The organism is Bradyrhizobium sp. (assembly GCF_049581145.1).
GTDB lineage: Bacteria > Pseudomonadota > Alphaproteobacteria > Rhizobiales > Xanthobacteraceae > Bradyrhizobium.
Map to the genome: position 1 here is coordinate 1 of NZ_JBAURI010001322.1, position 1,664 is coordinate 1,664.

Below are 1,664 nucleotides of genomic sequence, written 5' to 3' on the forward strand. Positions count from 1 at the left end.
GCATCATCCTGCTGTCGGAAGGCCGCCTCGTGAACCTCGGCAACGCCATGGGCCATCCCTCCTTCGTGATGTCCGCCTCGTTCACCAACCAGACCCTGGCGCAGATCGAGCTGTTCGCCAACAACAAGGACGGCAAGTACCAGAAGAAGGTCTACGTGCTGCCGAAGTCGCTGGACGAGAAGGTGGCGCGGTTGCATCTCGCCAAGATCGGCGTCAAGCTGACCGAGCTGCGCAAGGACCAGGCCGACTATATCGGCGTCAAGCAGGAAGGCCCGTTCAAGTCGGATCACTATCGCTACTAGCATCGTCATTGCGGAATGGTCCGAAGGGCCATGTCCGGAATTCGAGATGCCGCCTTCGCGCAGCCAGTCGGTGATTGCCGACTTGGCAGTCAAATTTTCCGAACTCGGGTAGGCCCGAGTTCGGGCGCGCCCCGGAATGACGGTGAGTGGGACTGCATCAGTTTTTGTCATGCCCGGCCTTGCGCCGGGCATCTACGTCTCTACTATCCGCAAAGGAACCGCGCCGCCGGAGAGCGCCATCGTGAGTGAGCATTTCGACGTGCTGATCGTCGGCGCCGGCCTGTCCGGCATCGGTGCCGGCTATCACCTGCAGCACAAATGTCCCACCAAGAGCTTTGCGATCCTCGAGGGCCGCGACTGCATCGGCGGCACCTGGGACCTGTTTCGCTACCCCGGAATCCGTTCCGACAGCGACATGTTCACGCTCGGCTATTGCTTCAAGCCGTGGACCGAGCCGAAGGCGATCGCTGACGGGCCGCGCATCCTGAACTACGTCCGCGAGACCGCGATCGAGAACGGCATCGACAAAAAAATTCGCTTTCGCCATCGCGTCAGGCGGGCGTCATGGTCGACACCGGACGCGCGCTGGACGGTGGAAGCCGAGCGTATCTCAGGTGAGGGCGCAGCGGAAACCGTGAGCTTCACCTGCAATTTCCTGTTCATGTGCTCCGGCTATTACAAATATGAAGAAGGCTACAGCCCGGAATTCGCCGGCGCGGACGATTTCGCCGGCCGCATCGTGCATCCGCAGAAATGGCCGGAAAATCTGGACTATGCAGGCAAGCGCGTCGTGGTCATCGGCTCGGGCGCGACTGCCGTGACGCTGGTGCCTGAGATGGCGAAGCGAGCCGGCCACGTCACCATGCTGCAGCGTTCGCCGACCTATGTGGTGTCGCGTCCGGCGCAGGACGCCCTGGCCAACAAGTTGCGGCGCAATCTGCCGGCGAGCCTCGCCTATCATCTGATTCGCTGGCGTAACGTGCTATTCGGCATGTATTTCTTCCAGCTCTCCAGGCGCAAGCCGGCGCGGGTCAAGCAACTGATCCTCGGCGGCGTCAGGATGGCGCTCGGACCGGACTACGACGTCGCCACCCACTTCACGCCCCGCTACAACCCGTGGGACCAGCGCCTCTGCCTCGTACCCGACGGCGATCTGTTCAGGGCGATCAGGGACAAGCGCGCCTCCGTCGTCACGCAGGAGATCGACGGCTTCACCAAAAACGGCATCCGCCTGAGGGACGGCAGCGAGCTTCCGGCCGACATCATCGTGACCGCGACCGGTCTGGTCCTGCAGGTGCTCGGCGGCATCGAGGTCGCGGTGGACGGCCAAAGGGTCGATTTCGCCAAGACGTTGAACTACAA

Annotated in this window: 2 protein-coding genes; both read left to right on the forward strand. The window is 62.4% G+C overall.

Features of this window, described 5'->3' with window-relative positions:
- Positions 1-302: adenosylhomocysteinase (locus tag WCB02_RS42110; RefSeq protein WP_423968972.1), on the forward strand; the 302-nt coding region annotated here is incomplete at its 5' end.
- A gap of 238 nt (positions 303-540) precedes the next feature.
- The coding region (locus WCB02_RS42115) for a flavin-containing monooxygenase (RefSeq protein ID WP_423968975.1) at positions 541-1,664 on the forward strand (1,124 nt) is incomplete at its 3' end.